Below are 21,482 nucleotides of genomic sequence, written 5' to 3' on the forward strand. Positions count from 1 at the left end.
GAACTTTGAAAGGAGTAACGAAGCCCTGTTTGATGTCGTCGAGGATGCCCGTGTGCATGCCGAGACAACACCCGAAACGGTTTGACTATCAAACCAGTACCCGTCCACGAAAGCGGGTCAACTCCAGTCGTTCGAAAATTCACCCCTAATCATGCACCAAACCGATAGGGTTTCTGTAGCGGACAGACCCGGATATCCCCCGCCCGAATGTCGGGCAGTCAAGCACGCGACAATGTCAATCGTTGAAGGATGACCCCATCAGGAGAAGAGCATGAGCGAGTTTCCCATTCGCAAAACCGAGGCCGAATGGCGCGCCGAACTGGCGGCCAAGGATACCGAGCCGGGCGCGTTTGAGGTGACCCGGCGGGCCTACACCGAACGGCCGTTCACGGGCAAGTACGAGCAGATCTGGGCCGACGGCAGCTATCACTGCATCTGCTGCGGCAACCACCTGTTCAACTCCACCACCAAGTTCGATGCGGGCTGTGGCTGGCCCAGCTTCTGGCAGGCCGTGCCGGGCGCCATCACCGAGATCGTGGACCGCAGCCACGGCATGGTGCGCACCGAAACCGTCTGCAGCCAGTGTGGCGCCCACCTGGGGCATGTGTTCGAAGACGGCCCGGCACCGACCGGTCTGCGCTATTGCATGAACTCGGCAGCCCTGGAGCACCAGCCCCGATGAGCCACCGAGCCCCCGAAGAACGGCTGGAGCAGCTGGAGATCAAGCTCAGCTACGCCGAGGATCTGCTGGACTCCTTGAACACGCTGGTGGCCCGCCAGCAGGACCAGATCGACCGCCTGCTGCGCGAGGTGGCCGAACTGCGCTGCCAGCGGTCAGAAGAGCCCAGTCAGACTTTCCGCAGCCTGCGGGACGAGTTGCCGCCGCACTACTGAGCAGGCTGACCTCAGAAACCCAGACTCTCCCCTGCCCCCAGCAGCGTGGCCACGCCCAAGGCCGCAAAGATGGCCGCCGCGATGCCGTGAACCAGCTTCATCGGGATGCGGCCGGCCAGGCGGTCTCCCAGCAGGACCGCCGGGACGTTGGCGAGCATCATGCCCAGCGTGGTGCCGATCACCACGGTGATGGGATCCGGGAAGCGGGCGGCCATGGCGATGGTCGCAATCTGGGTCTTGTCGCCCATCTCGGCCAGGAAAAAGGTGACCAGCGTCGCACCAAAGACGCCGAAGCGGCGGGCAATCTGCGCCTCATCTTCTTCAATCTTGTCCGGGATCAGCATCCACCCCGCCATCGCGATGAAGGACACACCGAGCACCCAGCGCAGCACCTCGGGGCCCATGGCCGTGGTGATCCAGGCGCCCAACGCGCCCGCCAGGCCGTGGTTGACCAGGGTGGCGATCAGGATACCCAGGATGATGGAGACGGGTTTCTTGAAACGGGCCGCCAGCAGAAAGGCCAGCAGCTGGGTCTTGTCGCCGATTTCGGCCAGGGCCACCACGCCGGTGGAGACGATGAGGGATTCCATGGGATTTCCTGGGCCGCAAACACGCGATTGACCATGCGCCCCGCGGCCACGGCAGGGGCAACATGGTCAAAGGTCTTGCCAGGCGGTGGGCTGATCGCGCCATGGCCTGCGGGCCAAGTGTGTTGACGCGAACCTCTTGCGCAAGGCAAGAGCGGCTACTCCCCAATGACTTCGATAGTCTAGCAGGTCATCACAGCATGGCCTGCGCCGGCTCGTCCGGCGGGGGCACCGGTGTCGCCTGGGCCAGGCTCATCCACAGGTGGAACGGCAGGCGCTCCACCGCCCGGCGAGGCGCTTCGCGGCAAACCTGCAGCTGACCGGCCGCATCCACCTGCATGACGCCGCATTCGGCAGGCACCTCGTCGGGGTCGGCGATGGCCCGGCCCCGGGCATCGCGGCCCAGCACATACCAGCAGGCCCCGCCCATCGCCAGGTAGGCGGCGCGCTTGGCCGGCTGGCGCAGGTCACCCTGCAGGTCGGCGCGGCTGACCTTGATCTCGTGCACCACCGGCTCCAGGTAGGCCTCCACCGAACTGCGTCGGATCGAGAACACATCCGGGCTGGCCATGACCCAGGCATGGCCGGTCGGTGGCGGTGCCGCCTCCAGACCATCGGTCCACAGCAGGCCGGGCGCCACAGGTGCGGAGGGTGCTTCCGCCGCCCACAGGGACAAGGGCAAGGGCACACGCAGCATCAGGCCCCGCCAGGCCAGGCGGCCGGCGCGTTGCATGGCCTGCGCCACCTGCCCCACCAGCAACTCGTGGGCGCTGCGCGCAGCCCGGTTGCCCGCCAGGGCCCCGGCCAGCCGCAGCATGCCGGCATCGGTCAGGCGCAGTGTCTCCCTCCCATCCGTGTCAAAGCAGCGCTGCAGCATCCCGGCGGCCAGCAGTTCCACCTCCAGCACGTCCTGGCAGGGCCAGCCGGCCGAACGGTGGATGTCGCGCAGGCGCTGGTCGTGGCGGCGCGTCAGGGTGATGTCGGACGGTTGCATGGACTGACTATATATCCAGTACGATCCTTTGTCGCCCACCATGAATCCGGTCAACACCCTCAGCCAAGACGCCCAGGCCAGCCTGCCCACCGAGGAGTTGCCACTGGGCAGCGTGCCGGTGCGTGTGCTGTGCGACTTCGGTGCCCGCACCGGTGACCTGGACCTGCGCTTCACACCCTCGCCCAGCGGTGTCGACGGCATCGAAGGGCACGCCGCCGTCACCGCCAGGCGCGGTGCCAGGTACCAGCGCGAGGTCAGCCTGAGCGCGATGCGTCATGGCCTGCGCATCCAGGGCCGGGCCGACGGCTGGGACCCGGATGCCCGCCGGCTGGAAGAGATCAAGACCCACCGGGGCGATCCGGCCCTGATCCGTCCCAACCGCCAGGCACTGCACTGGGCACAGGCCCGCGTGTACGGATGGATGCTGTGCGAACAGCTGCAACTGGACGGCCTGCACATTGCGCTGGTGTACTACGACATCGACAGCGGCCGGGAGACGGTTCATGAGGCCTGGCACACGCGCGATGAACTGACCGAGGCGGTGGATGCCCTGTGCCGGCGCTACGCCGACTGGGCCCGGCGCGAGCGTGCGCACCGCCTGGCCCGCGATCAGGCCCTGCACCAGCTGGCCTTCGCCCACCCGGCGTTCCGGCCGGGGCAGCGCAGCCTGGCGGCGGCGGTGTACCGGGCCCACACCTCGGGCCAGGTGTTGCTGGCCGAAGCCCCCACCGGGATTGGCAAGACGGCGGCCACCCTGTTTGCGGCGCTCAAGGCCATGCCCCGACACGGGACCGACCGCCTGTTCTACCTGACCGCGCGCACCACGGGCCGGGCACTGGCCCTGGGTGCGCTGCAGGGTATGGGTGCGGCAAGGGGCCTGCCGTTGCGCGTGGTGGAGCGGCTGTCACGCGACAAGGCGTGCGAACACCCGGACAAAGCCTGCCATGGGGATTCGTGCCCCCTGGCACGCGGCTTCTACGACCGGCTGCCCGCGGCCCGCCAGGCGGCGGGCGATGCCGCCTGGCTGGATCACCCCAGCCTGCAGAAGATCGGCCTGACCCACGACATCTGCCCGTACTACCTGGCGCAGGAAATGATGCGCTGGTGCGATGTGGCGATTGGCGACTACCACCACGTCTTCGACCCTAGCGCGTCATGGCTGACCGCCGCCGAGCAGGACGAGCGGCGCGTGGCCCTCCTGGTCGACGAAGCCCACCACCTGATCGGCCGGGCACGAGAGATGCACAGCGCCACGCTCGACCCGGCCGATTTTCAGGCGCTGCGCCAGTCGGCCCCGCCAGGATTGCACAAGACGCTGGACCGGATGCACCGGCACTGGAATGCACTGGCCCACCAGCTGAACGGCACGTACACGGTCCTCAACGATCTGCCCGCCGACTTCCTGGCTGGCCTGCGCCAGACCAGCACTGCGATTGCCGATCACCTGGCACAGCAACCGGGTGATGCAGCCGATGCAGCCCTGATGGGCTGGTTCTTCGAGGCCCTGCGCTGGCTGCGCCTGGCCGACAGCTTTGGTGACCATTCGGTGGTGGACCTGCAGCCCTGCGCGCGGCCCCTGCCACGCACCCGCACCGCACAGCCGGTCATTGGCATCCGCAACCTGGTGCCCGCGCCGCTGCTGTCACCGCTGTGGACCCGTCTGGACGGCGCCACGCTGTTTTCGGCCACGCTCTCGCCCATGGACCACATGGCGCAACTGCTGGGTCTGCCGTCGGCCGATCAACCCCGGGGGCACCGGCAACTGCAGGTGCCCTCGCCTTTTGATCCCTCACACCTCGCGGTGCGGGTCTCGATGGACATTTCTACCCGGTGGGCCAACCGGCAAGCCTCGCTGGACCCCATGGCCGACCTGATGGCCCGCCAGTATCGGCAACAGCCCGGCAACTACCTGGCCTTCTTCAGCAGCTTCGACTACCTGTCGCAAACGCTGGACCGACTGCGCCAGCGGCACCCGGACATTCCGGTCTGGACACAGACACGTGGCATGGACGAAGGGGCCCGACAAGCCTTCATCGACCGTTTCGTGGACGATGGCCAGGGCATCGGCTTTGCCGTGCTGGGCGGCGCGTTCGGTGAGGGCATCGACCTGCCCGGCCACCGGTTGATCGGGGCCTTCATTGCCACCCTGGGTCTGCCCCAGGTGGACCCGTTCAATGAGCTGCTGCGCCAGCGCCTGCAGGCGCGCTTTGGCCACGGCTGGGAACACACGTACCTGTACCCGGGCCTGCAGAAGGTCATCCAGGCGGCCGGGCGGGTGATCCGAACCGAGGAAGACCGGGGCACGGTCTGGCTGATGGACGACCGTTACGCCCGATCACCCGTGCGTGAGCTGCTCCCTGCGCACTGGCAAGTGCAGTGGGCGCACGCCCGGGCGGATTGACGCAGCACCATTTCAGTCGATGCGGCGGTAACGGCCTTCGCGGATTTCGGTGAAATAGACCTTGCGCACCGTGTCGCCGTTGGCATCGAACGCCATTTCCTGCTGCAGACCCTGGTAGGGGCCGCTGCGCAGGGCGGCCGCTTTCACGGATTCGCCTTCCTTGCGGTTCTTCAGGGCGGTCAGCACCACGGTCGCCGCGTCGTAGGTCGACACCGAGCTGTAACCCGGGTTGCGCTGGAAGCGCTTGAAGTAGGCGTCGCTGAACTCCTTGAAGCGGGGCGACGCATCGTCCCGGTCGTAGTTCTGCACGATCAGCAGTCCCTCGACCACCTGGCCACCCAGATCGATCAGTTGCTCGGTGGCTGCCCACTCGGAGGCGGCAATGGGCAGTTGGGGCGCCAGTTTGCGGGCCGCCTGCGCCAGGCGGGCCACGTCCAGCGCGCCGGAGATGAACAGCAAGCCGTCCGGCTTGGCCTCCAGCATCTTGGCCACCACGGCCTCGAAATCGGTGTCTTTGGCAGATTCGTAAGAAATCTCGGCGGCCAGCGATGCCCCCAGGGCCTTGACCGCCGTGCGGTACTCGTCCAGCCAGGACTGGGTGAAGGCGCGGTTGCGCAGGTCATAGGCCACCGCCACGTGCTTCTGGCCGCGGCCGTGCATCACCTTGGCGTAGTCGCCGGCGTTGTCGCGCGTGGTCCGGTTGATGCGGAACAGGTTGTCGTCCTTGCCAAAGAACTCCATGGCCGTGATGGTGGGACTGACCTGGAAGATGCCCGCCTGCCCGGTGATGGGCACGATGGCGGCGGCCATGCTGCTGGTGAATGGGCCCACCACCGCCTCGACCTTGGCCGCGACCAGCTCATTGCTGGACGTGGTGGCGGTCTCCTTGCTCTGCGCATCGTCCTTGGCAATGATCTCGACGAGCCGACCATTGGCGCCGCCGGCCCGGTTGAACTGCTCCACCGCCAGCGTCAAGCCATTCAGGCCAGACTGGCCGTTGTCCGAGTTGGGGCCGGACAGCCCCCCGATGAAACCGATCCGGATGGGCTCCACCGGCTTCTCCGAGCAGGCTGCCAACAAGGCCGTCGTGATCACGATCAAAAAAGCACAGAATTTTTTCATGGATGATCCGATATACAACCAATGACTCCCACGATAGCGCCGGTGAGACACCCTTCACCGGTTTGCACATGAAAGACCTGGACGATATTTCGACCCTTCCGCCGGAAAATGAAGACCTTGTCGTCAACGGGCAACGACGGCTGGCCGGCTGGCGAGGATCCTGGAACAGTTCCCTGAGGTTTCGACTGCTGGCGCTGGGCCTGATGCCCCTGCTGCTGGCATTCCCGCTGGTCATGGCGGCGCTGAGTGTGCTGGGCGGCGGCCGGGCTGAGGAGATGTTGCTGGCCAACCTGCGCAGCCAGCTGGGTGCCAGCAGCAGCTACCTGGAACAGACCCGCCGGGAAACCGGACACCAACTGGGCCAACTGGTGCGCAGCGAACGCATGCGGGCGCTCCTGCGCGGCGGCAGCGAGGCCACGAATGTCCAGCGGGTGCTGGCCGAGGTGGCCGAAAGCAATAACCTGGACTACCTGCTCATCATCGAGGACGATGGCCGCATTCTGGCCTCCGATTCCGGCAAATCGGTTGGCATGCTGCTGCCACTGGACCATGTGGTCCGACAAGCCCGTGAGGGCGTGGCCACCGCCGCGTTCGAACGTTTCGGCTCCGATGTGCTCGACATGCTGGGGAATGGCCTGCAGACCGAAGCCCAGGTGTCCCTGCTGGAAGGCAGCAACCTGGCAACGGAGGACCGGGGTCTGGCCATTCATGCTGCCGCCCACTTTCCGCTGTCGGTGGACAGCCCGAACGCGATGCTGGTGGGAGGCATCCTGCTCAACCGCAATGCGGCGCTGATCGAGCACATGCGGGAACTGGTTTACCCGGTGGGCACCCTGCCCGACAACACCGAGGGCCTGACCCTGCTGACAATCGGCGACACCATCGTCACCCTCAGCCGGCAACGTCAGGACGGAGGGCGTCTGACCGGTGGCAAGCTGCCCGTCGATCCGACCGCAGCCCTGGCCAATGGCGCAGAGCAGTGGACCGGATTGACCACCTTCGGTGATGCGTCCTACATGACGGGCGTGGCCGCCTTGCGGGACATTCATGGTGGGGAGTTGCTGGGCTCGGTCGGGGTGGCCTTTCCCTATGCGCCCTACGAGCGGGCCATCCGCCTGCTGCTGTGGGCGGTCGGCGGTGTGATGGCTGTAACCATGCTGGTGGTATCGGTGTCCTATCTGGTGGCGGGTCGGGAGATCACCGGGCGCCTGAGCGCCATCGGACGAACCATGTCCCGCGTGCGCAGGGGGGATCGTGCAGCGCGGGTATCCACCAGCCCGCGAAACGACGAACTTGAGTTGCTGGCTCGCCACTTCAACGTGCTGCTGGACACCATTTCCATGCAGGACGAGGCTCAGAAGCAGTCCCAGAAAAAGATCGCTGACGAAGCGTCCCGCCGCAGAGCACTGTTCGAGCACGAGCGTGACGGCGTGGTGATCCTCAACGAGGATGGCACCGTGTTCGAGGCCAACCCGAGCGCGGCCCGGATGCTGGGCTATGCGCCCGACGAGCTCAAGGGCATGCATGTAACGGCCTGGGAGGCCAACTTCAGCGCCACCGAGATCGCGGCCAACATCCGCACCGCCCGCAAAGAGGGCGACATGATCGAGTCCGTGCACCGCCGCAAGGACGGCTCAACCTATGTGGCAGAGGTCACCCTGAGCCGGGTGCAATGGGGTGATCGCACCTTCATCCTGACCACCCAGCGCGACATCTCCGAACGCAAGGCGGTCGAGGCCGAACTCGACCGCTATCACTTGAACCTGGAGCTGCTGGTGGAGCAGCGCACCCGTGAGCTGAACGACCGCACCGCGCAGCTGGACACCATTTTTGCGCTCACCCCGGATGGCGTGGTCTCGTTTGACCGGCAAGGAAAGGTCGCTTCGGTCAACCGCGCCTTCCTGCAGATGACGGGACTGGAAGAGCGCATGCTCAAGGGTCTGGACGAGCATGCGTTTGCTTCGGTGCTGCGCGCGCGCTGCCGCAACCCGCAGGCCTTCGAAGGCTTTGACGCCATGCGGGCGGATGACGGCGCCGACGCCGATCAGCGCCAGGGCAGTGCCCAGCGCCCGGTGCTGGAGATGTCAGGGCCTGGCGACCGCATTCTGGAGCTGACCCTCAAATCGTCCGGGTCTGCCTTCATTTCCCAGGTGCTGTACGTCCGCGACATCACCCGCGAGACAGAAGTGGACCGCATGAAAAGCGAGTTCCTCTCCACCGCCGCCCATGAATTGCGCACGCCCATGGCCAGCATCTATGGCTTCTCGGAGCTGCTGCTGCACCGCAAGTTCTCGGACGAAAAGCGGCGCGACCTGCTGGAGACCATCTCGCGTCAGGCCACGCGCATGTCGACCATCATCGACGAGCTGCTGGACCTGGCGCGGATCGAGGCCCGCCGCGGGCAGGACTTTGTGCTGGAGACGCTGGCCGTTCAGGACATCGTGCGGCTGGTGGTGGCCGACTACAACCCGCCGGACGGTCGTGCCCAGCCTGTGCTGTCCATCAGTGACCACCCCTTGCATGTGCGTGCCGACCGCGGCAAGCTTCAGCAGGCCATCCTCAACGTCCTATCGAACGCCTACAAATATTCGCCCGAGGGTGGTGATGTGATGGTCGACTGCCAACCTGATGGGAACGGGCAGCAAGTCGCCATCAGCATCCGCGACCATGGGATGGGCATGTCGGCGGACCAGGTGGCGCGCGTGTTCGAGCGCTTCTACCGGGCCGACACCTCCGGCCACATTCCGGGCACGGGTCTGGGCATGAGCATCGTCAAGGAGATCATTGAGCTCATGGGAGGCCAGGTCAGCGTGAGCAGCGAGCCCGGTGCAGGCACCACGGTCACGCTGCGGCTGCCGGTCGTTGGCGTCAGCAACGAATAGGGTGGACCGCATACGTCAGCGGTAGGTGGCCAGGTGGAGGCTGGTTTCGGTGGCCCGGATGCCCGGGATCAGCCGGACACGCTCCAGCACCTGTGACAGCTCGTTCATCGATCCCACCTCCAGCTCGGCCAGAAGGTCCCAGCGACCGTTGGTGTCGTGCAATGAGGACACCCCCGGCTCGCCCAGCAGACTGGCGATCACACGCCGCGTCTGGTTGCCTTCCACCTGCACCCCCATCCAGGCCCGGATACGTTCGGGCTCGGCTTCGGGCTTGAGGCGCACGGTGTATCCCACAATCACCTGGCTGTCTTCCAGCTTGCGCAGCCGGTTGGTCACCGTCCCGCGCGATACCTTGAGCTTGTGGGCCAGGTCGGCCACCGACAGCCGGGCGTTCTGGCGCAACAGGGCAATCAGTTGGTGGTCAAGCTCATCCATGATCAAAACGTCAATAAAGCTTGCCATTTTGATCTCAAAATTGCCGTAAGCATACTTTTTTGCCGATTTTCATTGACGCTAACGCTCGGCAAACTTCATGGGTCATCGAACAACACCCCAGAGACGACCATGAGCCACCACGATCTGACCCAGTTCCGCCACACCGGCACGCTGTACCTGAGCGCCCCCGAAGCCGCCGAACTCGTGCGGCGACACGGCCTGGAGCGCTGCATCGCCACGGTGGCCAGCCACATCCGGGAAGACTTCCTGCGCTGGATCGACTTTGACAAGACCGCACGCGTCGCCGCCCATTCACGCGACGGCGTGATCGAACTGATGCCGGTGGCCGATCAGCACCGCTACAGCTTCAAGTACGTCAACGGCCACCCCGGCAACACCCGTTTCGGCCTGTCCACGGTCATGGCCTTCGGCGTGCTGGCCGACGTGGACACGGGCGCGCCCCTGCTGCTGAGCGAGCTGACACTGACCACCGCCATCCGGACCGCGGCCATGTCGGCCCTGGCCGCCCAGGTGCTGGCCCGACCGGACAGCCGCGTCATGGCCCTGATCGGCAATGGGGCCCAGAGCGAGTTCCAGGCCATCGCCTTCCAGCACCTGCTGGGCATCACCGAATTGCGCCTGTACGACGTGGACCCCGCTGCCACCGCCAAGCTGGTGGCCAACCTGCAGGACCGGGGCCTGACGCTGACCATCTGCCGCAGCACCGCCGAGGCCGTGCGCGGTGCCGACATTGTGACCACCGTGACCGCCGACAAGGCCTGCGCCACCATCGTCACGCCCGACATGATCGAACCGGGCATGCACCTCAACGCGGTCGGGGGCGACTGCCCGGGCAAGACCGAACTGCACGGTGACATCCTCGACCAAGCCAAGGTGTTCGTGGAATACGAGCCCCAGTCGCGCATCGAGGGCGAGATCCAGCACAAGGCGGCCGACTTCGCGGTCACCGAGTTCTGGCAGGTGCTGCACGGCGAACGGGCCGGACGCGACGATGCCGCGCAGGTCACGGTCTTCGACTCGGTGGGTTTCGCGCTGGAGGACTTTTCGGCCCTCCGATTCATGTACGACACCGCCAACGCCCTGGGCCTGGGCGAACGCATCACCCTGATTCCGCAGCTGGCCGACCCCAAGAACCTGTTTGGCAGCCTGCGCTCGCAGACTGTCGCCCACACTCGCCTTGAGCTTGAGACAGTGCTGACTTGAAGAGGATCAGCCGACCATGTCCTCGGCCAGGGCCTCGGGCAGGGGCACAGCGCTGACCTGGTCAATGCGGCGCCCTTCCAGCTTGAGCACCTCGAAGCGCCAGCCTGCGCAGTCCACGTGCTCGCCCTGGGACAGCAGTTCACCGGCCACCGTCTGCATCAGGCCCGCCACGGTGTTGTAGCGGCCCTTGTCCTCGTCCGGCAGTTCTTCGATGGCCAGGCGTGCCTTGAGCTCCGCCACCGGCATGGCGCCGTCGATCTGCCAACTGCCATCCTCGCGCGGGGTGGCCCAGGCATCCACCGGACGTTCGGGCGAGAGTTCACCGGTGATGGCTTCCAGCAGATCCAGCGGCGTGAGCAGACCCTGCACCACCCCATACTCGTCCACCACAAAGGCCATGCGGATGGCCTGCACGCGGAACTGCTCCAGCAACTCCATGCCGGTGAGCGTCTCCGGCACAAAGACGGCCGGCTGCACATGCTGGCCGATGGTGCCGCTGACACCCTGCTCGCGCAGCGCCAACAGGTGCGGCAGGTGGATGATGCCGATCACATGGTCCAGGCCGCCACGGCACACCGGATACCAGGAATGCGCACCCGACCAGGCCTTGGGCAGCGCATGCTCGAGTGAATCCTCCGCATCCAGCCACTCGATGTCCGAACGCGGCACCATGATGGAGATCAGCTGCCGATCGTCCAGCTGGAACACGTTGCGCACCATGCGGTGCTCCTGCGCCTCGATGATGCCGGCGTCCACGCCCTCTTCCAGGCTGGCGTTGATCTCTTCCTCGGTCACCACCTGCTGGGCGTTGACGTTGATGCGCAGCAACTTGAGCACCCACTGCGTGGTATGGGTCAGCAGCCAGACAAAGGGCTTGGCGCCCTTGGCCACCAGCGTCATCGGGCGTGACACCCAGCGCGACACCGCCTCCGGGTAAAGCTGGCCGATGCGTTTGGGCACCAGTTCACCAAACACGATGGTCACAAAGGTGATGACCACCACGACGATGCCGGTCGCCAGTGCCTGCGCGCTGGCGTCGTTCATGCCCAGGCCCTGCAGCTGAACCGCCAGCGAGCCGCTGAAGGCCGCCTCGCCCACGATGCCGTTGAGCATGCCGATGGAAGTGATGCCCACCTGCACCGACGACAGGAACTGCGTCGGGTTCTCCAGCAGCCGCAGGGCGGCGCTGGCGCCCTTGTCGCCGGTCTCGGCCAGCGCCGTCAGGCGGGCGCGGCGGCTGGAGGCCAGTGCCAGCTCCGACATGGCGAAGGCACCGTTGAGCAGGGTCAGAAACGCAATGAGCAGGAAATCCATAATTGAGGCATGGCACTTTACATGATCGGCGATGTCCAGGGTTGCGACGCAGCACTGGGCCGCCTGCTGGACACCATCGGTTTCTCACCCAGCCGAGACACCCTGCACCTGCTGGGCGACCTGGTGAACCGGGGTCCCGAGTCGCTGGCGGTGTTGCACCGACTGATGGCGCTGGAGGGCGCGGCCCACTGCCTGCTGGGCAACCACGACCTGCACCTGCTCGCGGTCGCGCACGGTGTGCGCAAGCCCCACCGCAGCGACACGCTGGACGACATCCTGCAGGCCCCAGATCGTGAGCGCTTGCTGACCTGGCTGCGCCACCGTCCCATGGCCCTGCAGGCCGATGGCTGGCTCATGGTGCACGCTGGCGTGCTGCCGCAATGGGACGCCACGCAGGTACTGCGACTGGCCCATGAGCTGGAGAGCGAGCTGCGCGGCCCCGAATGGGGGGTGTTCCTGCACAACATGTACGGCAACCGGCCCGATCACTGGCACGACGACCTGCGCGGGCTGGACCGTCTGCGCGTGATCGTCAATGCGCTGACGCGCTTGCGCTTCTGCAATGCCGATGGCGTGATGGAGTTCGACACCAAGGACAGCGCCGCCGCAGCGCCTGAAGGCTTCATGCCCTGGTTCGAGGTACCGGGCAGAAAGACCGCCGGCACGCCGGTGGCGTTCGGTCATTGGTCCACGCTGGGCGATGCGGGCCGCGACGACGTGCTGGCGCTGGACACCGGCTGTGTGTGGGGGGGCTGCCTGACCGCGGCACGTCTGGGTGCGCAAGCAGGCCAAGTCGAACGCATCAGCGTGAACTGCCCCCAGGCCCAGCGCCCGGGCGGCACCACTTAACCGGCCTGCGTCTCTGACTGCGGCTGCTCGGCCGGCGGGGCGGCCTTGAACAGGGCCGCCACCTTCTTGCGAGTCTTGATGTTGGGCGACAGGCGGCTGGTGGCTGGCTTGGGCTGGCTCTCCCAGGACGGCTTGGCGTCTTCGGGCAGCGAAGGCTCGTAGGGTTTGTCGAACAGCGGATCGGCCGGCGGACGCGGGGCCCGGAAAGGACGGCGGTCTTCACGGCCTTCCCTGCCCTCGCGGCTGGCGCGGGCTTCACGGATGTCGCGGTGGTCCCGCTGGTCACGGCGCTCACCCTCTTCGGCCGGCTGGCGCCAGGCACGCTGACCATCGTTGAAGTGGCCGGCCGGCCGCTTGTCGGCCTCCAGCTCCAGTGCTTCGAGCTCGAACTTCTTGCCGATCAGCTTCTCGATGTCGGCCATCAGGCGCGTGTCCTTGCCGCTGACGAACGACACGGCCAGGCCCGAGGCACCGGCGCGGCCCGTGCGGCCGATGCGGTGCACGTAGTCTTCGGCGTTGAACGGGATGTCGAAGTTGAACACCGCCGGCACGTCCTTGATGTCCAGGCCACGCGCGGCCACATCGGTACACACCAGCAGGTCGACTTCACCCTTCTTGAAGGCGTCCAGCGCCTTCAGGCGCTCGTCCTGACTCTTGTCGCCGTGCAAGGCCGTGGTCTTCAGACCCTCGCGTTCCAGCGAACGGGCCAGGCGTGCGCAGCCCAGTTTGCTGTTGACGAACACAAACGCCTGCGTCACGCCACGCTCTTTCACGATCTGCTTGAGCGTCTGGCGCTTGTTGTCGTCGTCGACGCGATAGAAATGCTGCTCCACGGTGGAAGCGGTGGCATTCGACCGCGCCACCTCGATCGTCACCGGGTCCTGCAGGTAGCTGTTGGCCAGGCGCTTGATCTCGGGCGAGAAGGTGGCCGAGAACAGCAGCGTGGTACGGGTCTTGGGCAGGTAAGACAGTATGCGCTGCAGGTCCGGCAGGAAGCCGATGTCCAGCATGCGGTCGGCTTCGTCCAGCACCACGTACTCGACCTGGTTGAGCACGCAGTTCTTGGCCTCGATGTGGTCCAGCAGGCGGCCGGGCGTGGCCACCAGCACCTCGACACCCTTTTTCAGCTCGGCCGTCTGCGGCTTCATGTCCATGCCGCCGAACACCACCGCGCTGCGCAGCTGGGTGTACTTGGCGTACTGCTTGACCTGGTCGGCCACCTGGTCGGCCAGTTCACGCGTGGGCAGCAGCACCAGGGCACGCACCGGGTGGCGGGCAGGCGAGGTGGACGCGTTCTCGTGCTTGAGCATGCGCTGCAGCAGCGGCAGCGAAAAGGCAGCGGTCTTGCCGGTGCCGGTCTGGGCGGCGCCCATGACGTCACGCCCCTGCAGCACGACCGGAATGGCCTGTGCCTGGATGGGCGTCATGCTCTCGTAGCCCATCTCGGCAATGGCGCGGGAAATGGTGGGCGAGAGCTGGAGTTCGGAAAAGGACTGGGTCATCAAATCTGGCTGGGCCAAGCAGCAAAGGCAAGCAAAGGTGGTGCGCTCGAAAAGGCAGCTTCACGGTGTGTGGCCAGGCCGGGCGCTTTGGCCGCTGAGGGCCATAGCCTCATATTGTCGCACTTCATGGGGTTTTCACGTAGCCCGGCGGTCGGTGGCCCTCAGGCCGGTGGCGCATGGCAGGCCACACACAGCTTGTTGCCATCCGGATCCCGGAAATACGCGCCGTAGTAGTGCGCGTGGTACTCGGGCCTCAGGCCGGGCGCACCCTCGCACCGGCCGCCGTGCGCCAGCGCCGTGCGGTGCGCCTCTTCCACCACCGCCCGGCTGACCGCCAGAAAGGCGGTCATCGGACCGTTGCCAGGGTGCGGTGCCTGTCCGTCGTACGGGCGACCAATGAGGAACAGGGGGCGCGGCCCGGGTTCGGACTGCCAGCCCGCCCAGGGGCGATCACGCTCGCAGAAGCGCTCTTGCACCCCCAGCACCGCCATCAGCGGGCGATAGAAGGCCAGCGCCCGGTCAAAGTCAATCACGCCAACGAATACGTGCGAGAACAATCGGATTTCCTTGTGTGGCGCCGCGGTGGTGCCTTGCCCTATTCCACCACCGATCGCACCAGCATGGCAAACAGGTCTTGCGACCACTGGTGCTTCTTTTCCTTGGGCGGAAAGCGTGCGTCATAGGCCTGCGCCGCGGCCGGGTCAAACTCGAACACCGGGCTGATGTGAAACGTCCAGTGCGGGTGGCTGGCAAAGAAGCCTGGCCGCAGCTCCAGCACCAGCAGACCCAGCGGGTAGCGCCCGTCGGCCGTGCAGACATTGAGGTCACGCCCCGTCTTGAAGCCGTGCCTGCAGTAGTTGTGCGGGTCACCCAGGATGAGAATGGCCGGGTAGCCCTGCTGCGCCGCCAGCGCCCGGGTGTGCCCGATCAGCGCCGTGCCCACGCCCCGGCGCTGCCAGGCCGGGTGCACGCACAAGGGCCCGAAGGTGACCGTCTGCACCCGTTCACCCTGTTCATTGACCACCCATGAACGCGTGTAGACGATGCTGCCCACAATCTGACCATCCACCTCGGCCACAAAGGTCAGCTCGGGCAGATGGTCCTCATGACCCCGGATCAGGTGCGTGGTGTAGTGCTCATCGCAGCCGGGGTGGTACAGGTTCCAGAAGGCCTCACGGGTCAGGACGTCGACCGCATGGTGGTCGGCGGCGGTTTCAGGGCGGATGTTGAGATTCAAGGCTTATCCAGGTGGGCTATCGTTCAGCTGCAGATGCTGCCGCCTCCCTCGCTTTGGCTGCGGCCTCAAGCTCTTGCTGAAGCTTCTCACTTTGCGCATTGGCCCGTACCGCACTCTCGACTTCAAGCTTGGCGGCAGTTGCCGCAGTACCGGCTACCTCGGCGCCGCAACCCGCAAAACACAAAGAGACGAATAGCCCGAGGGCAGGGATGCAGAAAGTACGATGTGATGAGGGCATTGATGAAGTTCCTCGTCAAGCCGAGACAGGTGCGAATTGCTCCGCAAAATGATCTACAAGCGGAAAGTGAGTTGCCCTTGAGAAGGAGAGTACATACGGCATCTTAGGCCTCAGCTCGTACACGCTCAATTGCTCGGTGGGTTCGAAGAAGTTGCAGCGCGAACCAGTTATGGTCCATGACTTCATTGACTACAAGTTTGACCCTGCCTGATGCGGGTTTGCTGAACTTTATGAGTCGCAGCGGAAAGCCGGTTTTCGTGCCAATGATCCGGCCATGAGCTAATGCGTCGCGGATGTCAACTATTGCCACATTTAGCTCAGGGGCCTTCTTCACCGACATGTGGCGATTGAACCGTTTGCACAGCGTTCTTAGGTCGGCGAAATCAGTGACTTCGTTCTGCGAGAGAACTGTTCCCAACGCCATTCCTTCGAAGTCGAGTTGAACAACAGGATGCTGGCTCGGTTCAAGCTTCAGTAGAACGAAGCGAAGCCAAGTCTCAAGAGCCTGGAAGTTGTGGACAAGCTGCCCAAGGTTCGTGCAGTGCTCGGCGGCGTTCATCTGAGGCCTAAACAAAAAAAGATCCGACGTATTGACCCCATATCTATCAGCGCGCTAGCAACATCCAGATACGGCAAGACACGCAGCCTATGGGTTACCTTGGTTACGTTGGGTCACCATGATGCACAACCCAAAATGAGGGGAGCGCCACACCTGTCAATCGCTGCACCCGACTTGCCATTTACAGAGCCCGTGCATTGAAGGTGTCGCAGGCCTGCACGCTGCCGGTCTTCAGGCCGGTGTGAAACCAGCGCTGGCGCTGTTCGCTGGTGCCGTGGGTGAAGCTGTCGGGCACGACCATGCCCTGGCTCTTGCGCTGCAGGGCGTCGTCGCCGATGGCTGAGGCGGCATTCAGCGCCTCTTCAATGTCGCCCGGCTCCAGGATGGCCTTGCTCTGGTGGTTGTGGTGGGCCCAGATGCCGGCAAAGCAGTCGGCCTGCAGTTCCAGACGCACGCTCAGGCCGTTGTATTCGCGCTGGCTCACGCGGCCGCGCATGCGGTCCATCTGGCTGGTGATGCCCATGAGGTTCTGCACGTGGTGGCCCACCTCGTGCGCAATGACGTAGGCCTGGGCAAAGTCGCCCGGGGCGCCGAGCTGGCGGCGCAGGGTGTCGTAGAAGGACAGGTCGATGTAGACCTTTTCGTCGCCCGGGCAGTAGAACGGCCCCATGGCCGACTGGCCGGTGCCGCAGGCGGTGCCCACGGCGCCCTGGAACAGCACCAGGCGCGGCGCGCGGTACTGGCTGCCCGATGCCTTGAAAATGTCGCCCCAGGCGTCTTCTGTACCGCCCAGCACGGCGGCCACGAAGCGGCCCATGTCGTCCTGCGGGGCGGGGGCTGGTGCGCTGCGGGTCTGCGCTGGGGGCTCAGCCGGCAGCATCTCGCCGCCACCACCCAACACACCCAGGATGGTCAGCGGGTTGATGCCGAAGATCCAGCCGGCGATCAGCGCGATGACGATGGTGCCCAGGCCCAGCCCGCGGCCACCGGGACGGCGCCCGCCCATTCGCCCGCCAAAGCCGCCACCGCTGCGGGTCTGGCCGCGCAGGTCTTCCACGTTGTCCGACTGGCGGTTGTTTTCCCATTTCATGGCGCGTCCCCTCTGCTGGTGTGACCGGCTCCCTTGCCGCCTGATGCTGCCCAGATGGCGAGCACCAAAGCATTATGCAAAGGCCAGCGCAAACGCCCAACGAAAAACGGGCACCTTCTGGCGAAGGTGCCCGTTTGAGGGGATCGGGTGTGATGCAGTACCGCCGCTGTGGCAGCCGGCCCTCACCCCGGCCGGCAGACCATCAGGCGATGGCCGGCTTGAAGTCGCTGGTGGGGCGGCCCTGGAAGTCGGTCCAGCAGCGGCGGGTGAAGTCGTACAGCTTGCACTTGCGCGCCGTCTCAAAGTACCAGCGCCACGAGAAGTGCTGGATGATGATGCGGCCGGGCAGCGTGTCTTCCAGCAGTTTCTGGGCGTTCTTGAGCTTGTACAGCGGCACGCTCATGTCCACGTGGTGGGCGGTGTGCTCCATGATGTGGTGCATCATCGCGCCGATCTTGAACGGGAAGGTCATGTGCACGGTGGTGGACACGAAGGGCGCGGCCTTGGCCCAGGCGTGCTTGTCGTCGTGCCACTGCACGGCGGTGTGGGTGTGGTGCACGTACACCACGAAGCCGATCATGGCGTTCCAGAACAGGAAGGGAATGACGAAGCCATAGCCCACCAGCGCCCAGGCCGATTGCTCGGTGGCGTAGGCGGCGCCGATCAGGGCGGCGATCCACACGGCGGCGGTGGCGGTGACGAAGACGCCGTCCCAGGTGAATTCGGCACGGCGGGTGCCCATGTAGCTCTTGCGGGGGAAATACATGCGGTTCCACCACATTTCCACCAGGTAGTACAGGGCCGGACCCCAGCCACTGCGGTAGATGCGTTCCATGGCGCGGCGGCCAGGCGACAGGGCCTCAAACTCTTCTTTGGTCAGGGGCGCCCAGACGAAGTCCACGCCCTTGAGGTTGGTGTAGCCGTGGTGCACGACGTTGTGGCCGACTTCCCACAGACTATAGGGCGTGAGCGAGGGCATCATGGCGATGCGCCCCAGAATGCGGTTGAGGCCGCGGTGCGGGGTGTAGCTCTGGTGGCAGGCGTCGTGGCCGATGATGAACAGGCGGCCGATGACGAAGCCGGCGGCCAGACCGCACAGCAGCTTGGCCCACCAGGCCTGCAGCAACACGGTGCCGACGATGAGCGCAGCGAAGATCACCCAGTCCAGCGCCAGCAAGACGATGCCGCGGGCAGTTTCTCGTTCGGCGATGGGCGTGAGCCAGCCGCGGATCACCTTGCGGTGGGGCAGCGGCGCGTCGGCAGGAATAGGCTGGGGGGGATGGATCTCGGGAGGATTCTGGGACATGGATGGCCGGAATTCACGCCAACCGCCCGGCGCAGGGGCACCCGCCAGACATCACCGCGGGCGCCCGCATACTAACTGCACTTGCTTACACCCTGCTTGACATCGGTCAAACCAGGACAGGCGGCGTGATGACGTTCACGCCAAGGGATTGGATGCTCAGGTCTTGGGCAGCGTCACACCCACCTGGCCCTGGTATTTGCCACCGCGGTCTTTATAGCTAGTCTCGCAGACTTCGTCGCTTTCAAAGAACAGCACCTGGGCGCAGCCTTCACCGGCGTAGATCTTGGCCGGCAGCGGGGTGGTGTTGGAGAACTCCAGCGTGACGTAGCCTTCCCATTCGGGCTCGAACGGGGTCACGTTGACAATGATGCCGCAACGGGCGTAGGTGCTCTTGCCGAGGCACACGGTCAACACATTGCGGGGAATACGGAAGTATTCCATGGTCCGCGCCAGCGCAAAACTGTTGGGCGGAATGATGCAGACATCGGCGTTGATGTCGACAAAACTTTTCTCATCGAAATTTTTCGGGTCCACCACCGTGCTGTGGATGTTGGTGAAGACCTTGAATTCGGGCGCACAGCGGATGTCGTAGCCATAGCTGCTGGTGCCGTAGCTGACGATCTTCTGCCCGGCGGCGTTCTGCCGGATCTGGCCGGGCTCGAAGGGCTCGATCATGCCGTGCTGCTCGGCCATGCGGCGGATCCATTTGTCGCTCTTGATGCTCATGCGGTGTGCTCCAGCCTGTGGTGTGGGGTGAGATTGTAGGCAGGCCGGCCGGAGAAATCCCTGGCGGTGTTCATGGTTTTCAGAACTTTCTGAAAATTCAGCAACTTCGAAAGGATTGACGTGTCACCTGCCGCCCCGCTTTCGTCGCTCAGCCGCGAGTTCATCAACCACTTTGGCGAGATGGGCAGCCGCTGGGGCATCAACCGCACCGTCGGCCAGATCTACGCGTTGCTGTTCGTGTCGCAGGTGCCCCTGAACGCCGATGACATGGCCGATACCCTGGGCTTTTCGCGGTCCAACGTGTCGATGGGTCTCAAGGAGTTGCAGGCCTGGCGGCTGGTGCGCCTGCGCCACCTGCCGGGCGACCGGCGCGAGTACTTCGAGGCGCCCGAGGACGTCTGGGAAATCTTCCGCGTGCTGGCCACCGAGCGCCGCCGCCGCGAGATCGAGCCGACGCTCTCGATGCTGCGCAGTGCCCTGCTGGTGACGCCAGACAACGACGCCGAGCGCCACGCCCAGGCCCGCATGCGCGAGATGCACGACCTGATCGAGCGCCTGATGTCTTGGTTTGACGAGATACAGAAGCTGCAACCCGAGACGGCCATGCAGCTCATGGACCTGGGATCGAAAGTGACCAAGGTACTGGAGATGAGGGACGCACTGACCGGCAGGGGTCGCGCCCGCAAGGCGGCCGAACGCGCTGCCGATGGCACCACCGACTGATCCGGCTGATTGATCCTGCTGAAAGGCCAAGCCCATGGACCTGGACACCCTGCTGCTCTCGCGCATCCAGTTTGCGGCGAATGTGAGCTTCCACATCCTGTTTCCGACCATCACCATCGCGCTGTGCTGGTTCCTGCTGTTCTTCCGCATCCGCTTCGTGCAGACGCGCGATGCGGCCTGGGAAGAAGCCTACTATTTCTGGACCAAGGTGTTCGCGCTGACCTTCGCGCTGGGCGTGGTCTCGGGCATCGTGATGAGCTTCCAGTTCGGCACCAACTGGCCCGGCTTCATGGAAAAGGCCGGCAACATCGCCGGACCGCTTCTGGGCTACGAAGTGCTGACCGCCTTCTTTCTGGAGGCCAGCTTTCTGGGCATCATGCTGTTTGGCCGCGGCCGGGTGAGCGAGCGCGTCCACCTGATCGCCACGTCCCTGGTGGCCCTGGGCACCACGATGTCGGCGTTCTGGATCCTGAGCCTGAACTCGTGGATGCAGACCCCGGCCGGCTTCGAGATCGTCAACGGCGAGTTCATGCCGACCGACTGGATGGCGATCGTCTTCAACCCGTCGTTCCCGTACCGTCTGGCGCACAAGCTGCTGGCATCGGGCCTGACCGCCTCTTTCCTGATCGCCGGCCTGTGCGCCTGGCAGCTCATCAAGGGCAGCGCCACGCGGGGCACGCACAAGGCGCTGCGCAGCGCGGTGTTTGCGGCGGCGCTGATCGCGCCGGTGCAGGTGTTCGTGGGTGATCTGCATGGCCTGAACACGCTGGAACACCAGCCGGCCAAGATCGCTGCCATGGAAGGCATCTGGGAGACCGAGCGCGGTGCGCCGCTGACGCTGCTGGGCATCCCGGACGAAGCAGCGGGGACCACCCACTTTGCGGTCAAGATACCCAAGCTCGCCAGCCTGATCCTGACCCACGAATGGGATGGCGAGATCAAGGGCATCAACGAATTCAAGGGTGAGCACCCGCCGGTGGCACCCGTGTTCTACGCCTTCCGTGTGATGGTGGGCATGGGCACGGTGATGCTGCTGGTGGCCGTCTTCACGGCCTGGAAGCTGTGGCCGCAGCGGCGTGCCACCGGCACCACCCTGCCCCGACCGCTGCTGTGGGTGCTGTCGGGCATGGCGTTTTCGGGCTGGGTGGCCACACTGGCGGGCTGGTACGTGACCGAGATCGGCCGCCAGCCCTTTGTCGTCTACGGCGTTCTGCGCACCGCCGACACCGCCACGCAGATCGCCTCGCCCTGGGTGGCGCTGACGCTGACTGCGTACCTGGTGGTGTACGGCCTGCTGCTGGTGACCTACATCAGCGTGCTCAAGTACATGGCCGAGAACCCGGTCAAGCACGCGGGTGTGCCCGCCGCAGGCGCCCAACTGGGCAAGGCAGGAGCGTGA

At 65.2% G+C, this 21,482-nt stretch carries 20 protein-coding genes and 1 riboswitch; of the genes, 8 read left to right on the plus strand and 12 right to left on the minus strand.

Annotated elements, in window-relative coordinates:
- Positions 1-271: 271 nt before the first annotated feature.
- Both msrB and ACFQNJ_RS17335 read left to right on the plus strand, forming a co-directional pair.
- A complete protein-coding gene (msrB, locus tag ACFQNJ_RS17330; protein WP_374641456.1) occupies positions 272-682 on the plus strand; it encodes a peptide-methionine (R)-S-oxide reductase MsrB in 411 nt (136 codons plus the stop codon).
- Positions 679-894: a SlyX family protein gene (locus tag ACFQNJ_RS17335; RefSeq protein WP_374641454.1), complete on the plus strand. Its 216-nt coding sequence runs from the start codon at positions 679-681 to the stop codon at positions 892-894. Before msrB ends, ACFQNJ_RS17335 begins: the two co-directional genes overlap by 4 nt.
- 11 nt (positions 895-905) lie before the next feature.
- On the opposite strand, the gene ACFQNJ_RS17340 is transcribed toward ACFQNJ_RS17335, so the two are convergent.
- A complete protein-coding gene (locus ACFQNJ_RS17340; protein WP_382259822.1) occupies positions 906-1,484 on the minus strand; it encodes a TMEM165/GDT1 family protein in 579 nt (192 codons plus the stop codon).
- A gap of 8 nt (positions 1,485-1,492) precedes the next feature.
- Positions 1,493-1,660: riboswitch (yybP-ykoY riboswitch) on the minus strand.
- Between the two features lie 14 nt (positions 1,661-1,674).
- Positions 1,675-2,475, minus strand: coding sequence for a hypothetical protein (locus tag ACFQNJ_RS17345; RefSeq protein WP_382259824.1), 801 nt, complete (start codon positions 2,473-2,475; stop codon positions 1,675-1,677).
- Positions 2,476-2,515: 40 nt separating this feature from the next.
- Here ACFQNJ_RS17345 and ACFQNJ_RS17350 point away from each other — a divergent pair, with 40 nt between their 5' ends.
- Positions 2,516-4,876: a helicase C-terminal domain-containing protein gene (locus ACFQNJ_RS17350; RefSeq protein ID WP_382259826.1), complete on the plus strand. Its 2,361-nt coding sequence runs from the start codon at positions 2,516-2,518 to the stop codon at positions 4,874-4,876.
- A gap of 12 nt (positions 4,877-4,888) precedes the next feature.
- Here the strand turns inward: ACFQNJ_RS17350 and ACFQNJ_RS17355 are convergent, their stop codons facing one another.
- Entirely contained in the window at positions 4,889-5,998 is a 1,110-nt protein-coding gene (locus ACFQNJ_RS17355; RefSeq protein ID WP_382259828.1) for an ABC transporter substrate-binding protein, read from the minus strand.
- Between the two features lie 68 nt (positions 5,999-6,066).
- On the opposite strand from ACFQNJ_RS17355, the gene ACFQNJ_RS17360 reads away from it, so the two are divergent.
- Entirely contained in the window at positions 6,067-8,880 is a 2,814-nt protein-coding gene (locus ACFQNJ_RS17360; protein ID WP_382259829.1) for a PAS domain S-box protein, read from the plus strand.
- Positions 8,881-8,895: 15 nt separating this feature from the next.
- On the opposite strand, the gene ACFQNJ_RS17365 is transcribed toward ACFQNJ_RS17360, so the two are convergent.
- Entirely contained in the window at positions 8,896-9,315 is a 420-nt protein-coding gene (locus tag ACFQNJ_RS17365) for an Lrp/AsnC family transcriptional regulator (protein ID WP_374641443.1), read from the minus strand.
- Positions 9,316-9,444: 129 nt separating this feature from the next.
- Here ACFQNJ_RS17365 and ACFQNJ_RS17370 point away from each other — a divergent pair, with 129 nt between their 5' ends.
- On the plus strand, positions 9,445-10,539 hold the full coding sequence (locus ACFQNJ_RS17370; protein WP_382259831.1) for an ornithine cyclodeaminase: 1,095 nt from the start codon (positions 9,445-9,447) through the stop codon (positions 10,537-10,539).
- A gap of 6 nt (positions 10,540-10,545) precedes the next feature.
- On the opposite strand, the gene ACFQNJ_RS17375 is transcribed toward ACFQNJ_RS17370, so the two are convergent.
- Entirely contained in the window at positions 10,546-11,853 is a 1,308-nt protein-coding gene (locus ACFQNJ_RS17375; protein ID WP_374641439.1) for a hemolysin family protein, read from the minus strand.
- Between the two features lie 9 nt (positions 11,854-11,862).
- Here ACFQNJ_RS17375 and ACFQNJ_RS17380 point away from each other — a divergent pair, with 9 nt between their 5' ends.
- The gene (locus ACFQNJ_RS17380) at positions 11,863-12,702 is read left to right on the plus strand and encodes a symmetrical bis(5'-nucleosyl)-tetraphosphatase (protein WP_382259833.1); all 840 of its coding nucleotides are present in this window, start codon (positions 11,863-11,865) and stop codon (positions 12,700-12,702) included.
- Here ACFQNJ_RS17380 and ACFQNJ_RS17385 read toward each other — a convergent pair.
- The 7 genes from ACFQNJ_RS17385 to dcd form a co-directional block, all read right to left on the minus strand.
- Positions 12,699-14,204, minus strand: coding sequence for a DEAD/DEAH box helicase (locus ACFQNJ_RS17385; protein WP_382259835.1), 1,506 nt, complete (start codon positions 14,202-14,204; stop codon positions 12,699-12,701). The two genes, ACFQNJ_RS17380 and ACFQNJ_RS17385, sit on opposite strands and share 4 nt — an antisense overlap.
- A 161-nt stretch (positions 14,205-14,365) precedes the next feature.
- The gene (locus tag ACFQNJ_RS17390) at positions 14,366-14,761 is read right to left on the minus strand and encodes a VOC family protein (RefSeq protein ID WP_382259837.1); all 396 of its coding nucleotides are present in this window, start codon (positions 14,759-14,761) and stop codon (positions 14,366-14,368) included.
- A gap of 38 nt (positions 14,762-14,799) precedes the next feature.
- Positions 14,800-15,441 (minus strand): GNAT family N-acetyltransferase, encoded by a 642-nt coding sequence (locus ACFQNJ_RS17395; protein ID WP_382259839.1) that lies wholly within the window; start codon positions 15,439-15,441, stop codon positions 14,800-14,802.
- Positions 15,442-15,782: 341 nt separating this feature from the next.
- The gene (locus ACFQNJ_RS17400; RefSeq protein WP_382259841.1) at positions 15,783-16,238 is read right to left on the minus strand and encodes a hypothetical protein; all 456 of its coding nucleotides are present in this window, start codon (positions 16,236-16,238) and stop codon (positions 15,783-15,785) included.
- Between the two features lie 181 nt (positions 16,239-16,419).
- On the minus strand, positions 16,420-17,328 hold the full coding sequence (ypfJ, locus tag ACFQNJ_RS17405) for a KPN_02809 family neutral zinc metallopeptidase (RefSeq protein WP_382259843.1): 909 nt from the start codon (positions 17,326-17,328) through the stop codon (positions 16,420-16,422).
- A 202-nt stretch (positions 17,329-17,530) separates the two neighbouring features.
- Positions 17,531-18,634, minus strand: coding sequence for a fatty acid desaturase (locus ACFQNJ_RS17410; protein WP_382259845.1), 1,104 nt, complete (start codon positions 18,632-18,634; stop codon positions 17,531-17,533).
- 156 nt (positions 18,635-18,790) lie between these two features.
- The gene (dcd, locus tag ACFQNJ_RS17415) at positions 18,791-19,360 is read right to left on the minus strand and encodes a dCTP deaminase (RefSeq protein ID WP_374641423.1); all 570 of its coding nucleotides are present in this window, start codon (positions 19,358-19,360) and stop codon (positions 18,791-18,793) included.
- Between the two features lie 180 nt (positions 19,361-19,540).
- Here dcd and ACFQNJ_RS17420 point away from each other — a divergent pair, with 180 nt between their 5' ends.
- Complete coding sequence (locus ACFQNJ_RS17420; RefSeq protein WP_382259915.1) at positions 19,541-20,083, plus strand: GbsR/MarR family transcriptional regulator; 543 nt, start codon at positions 19,541-19,543, stop codon at positions 20,081-20,083.
- A 40-nt stretch (positions 20,084-20,123) separates the two neighbouring features.
- Complete coding sequence (locus ACFQNJ_RS17425) at positions 20,124-21,482, plus strand: cytochrome ubiquinol oxidase subunit I (protein ID WP_382259917.1); 1,359 nt, start codon at positions 20,124-20,126, stop codon at positions 21,480-21,482.

Source organism: Hydrogenophaga bisanensis, assembly GCF_042665135.1.
Lineage (GTDB): Bacteria > Pseudomonadota > Gammaproteobacteria > Burkholderiales > Burkholderiaceae_C > Hydrogenophaga > Hydrogenophaga bisanensis.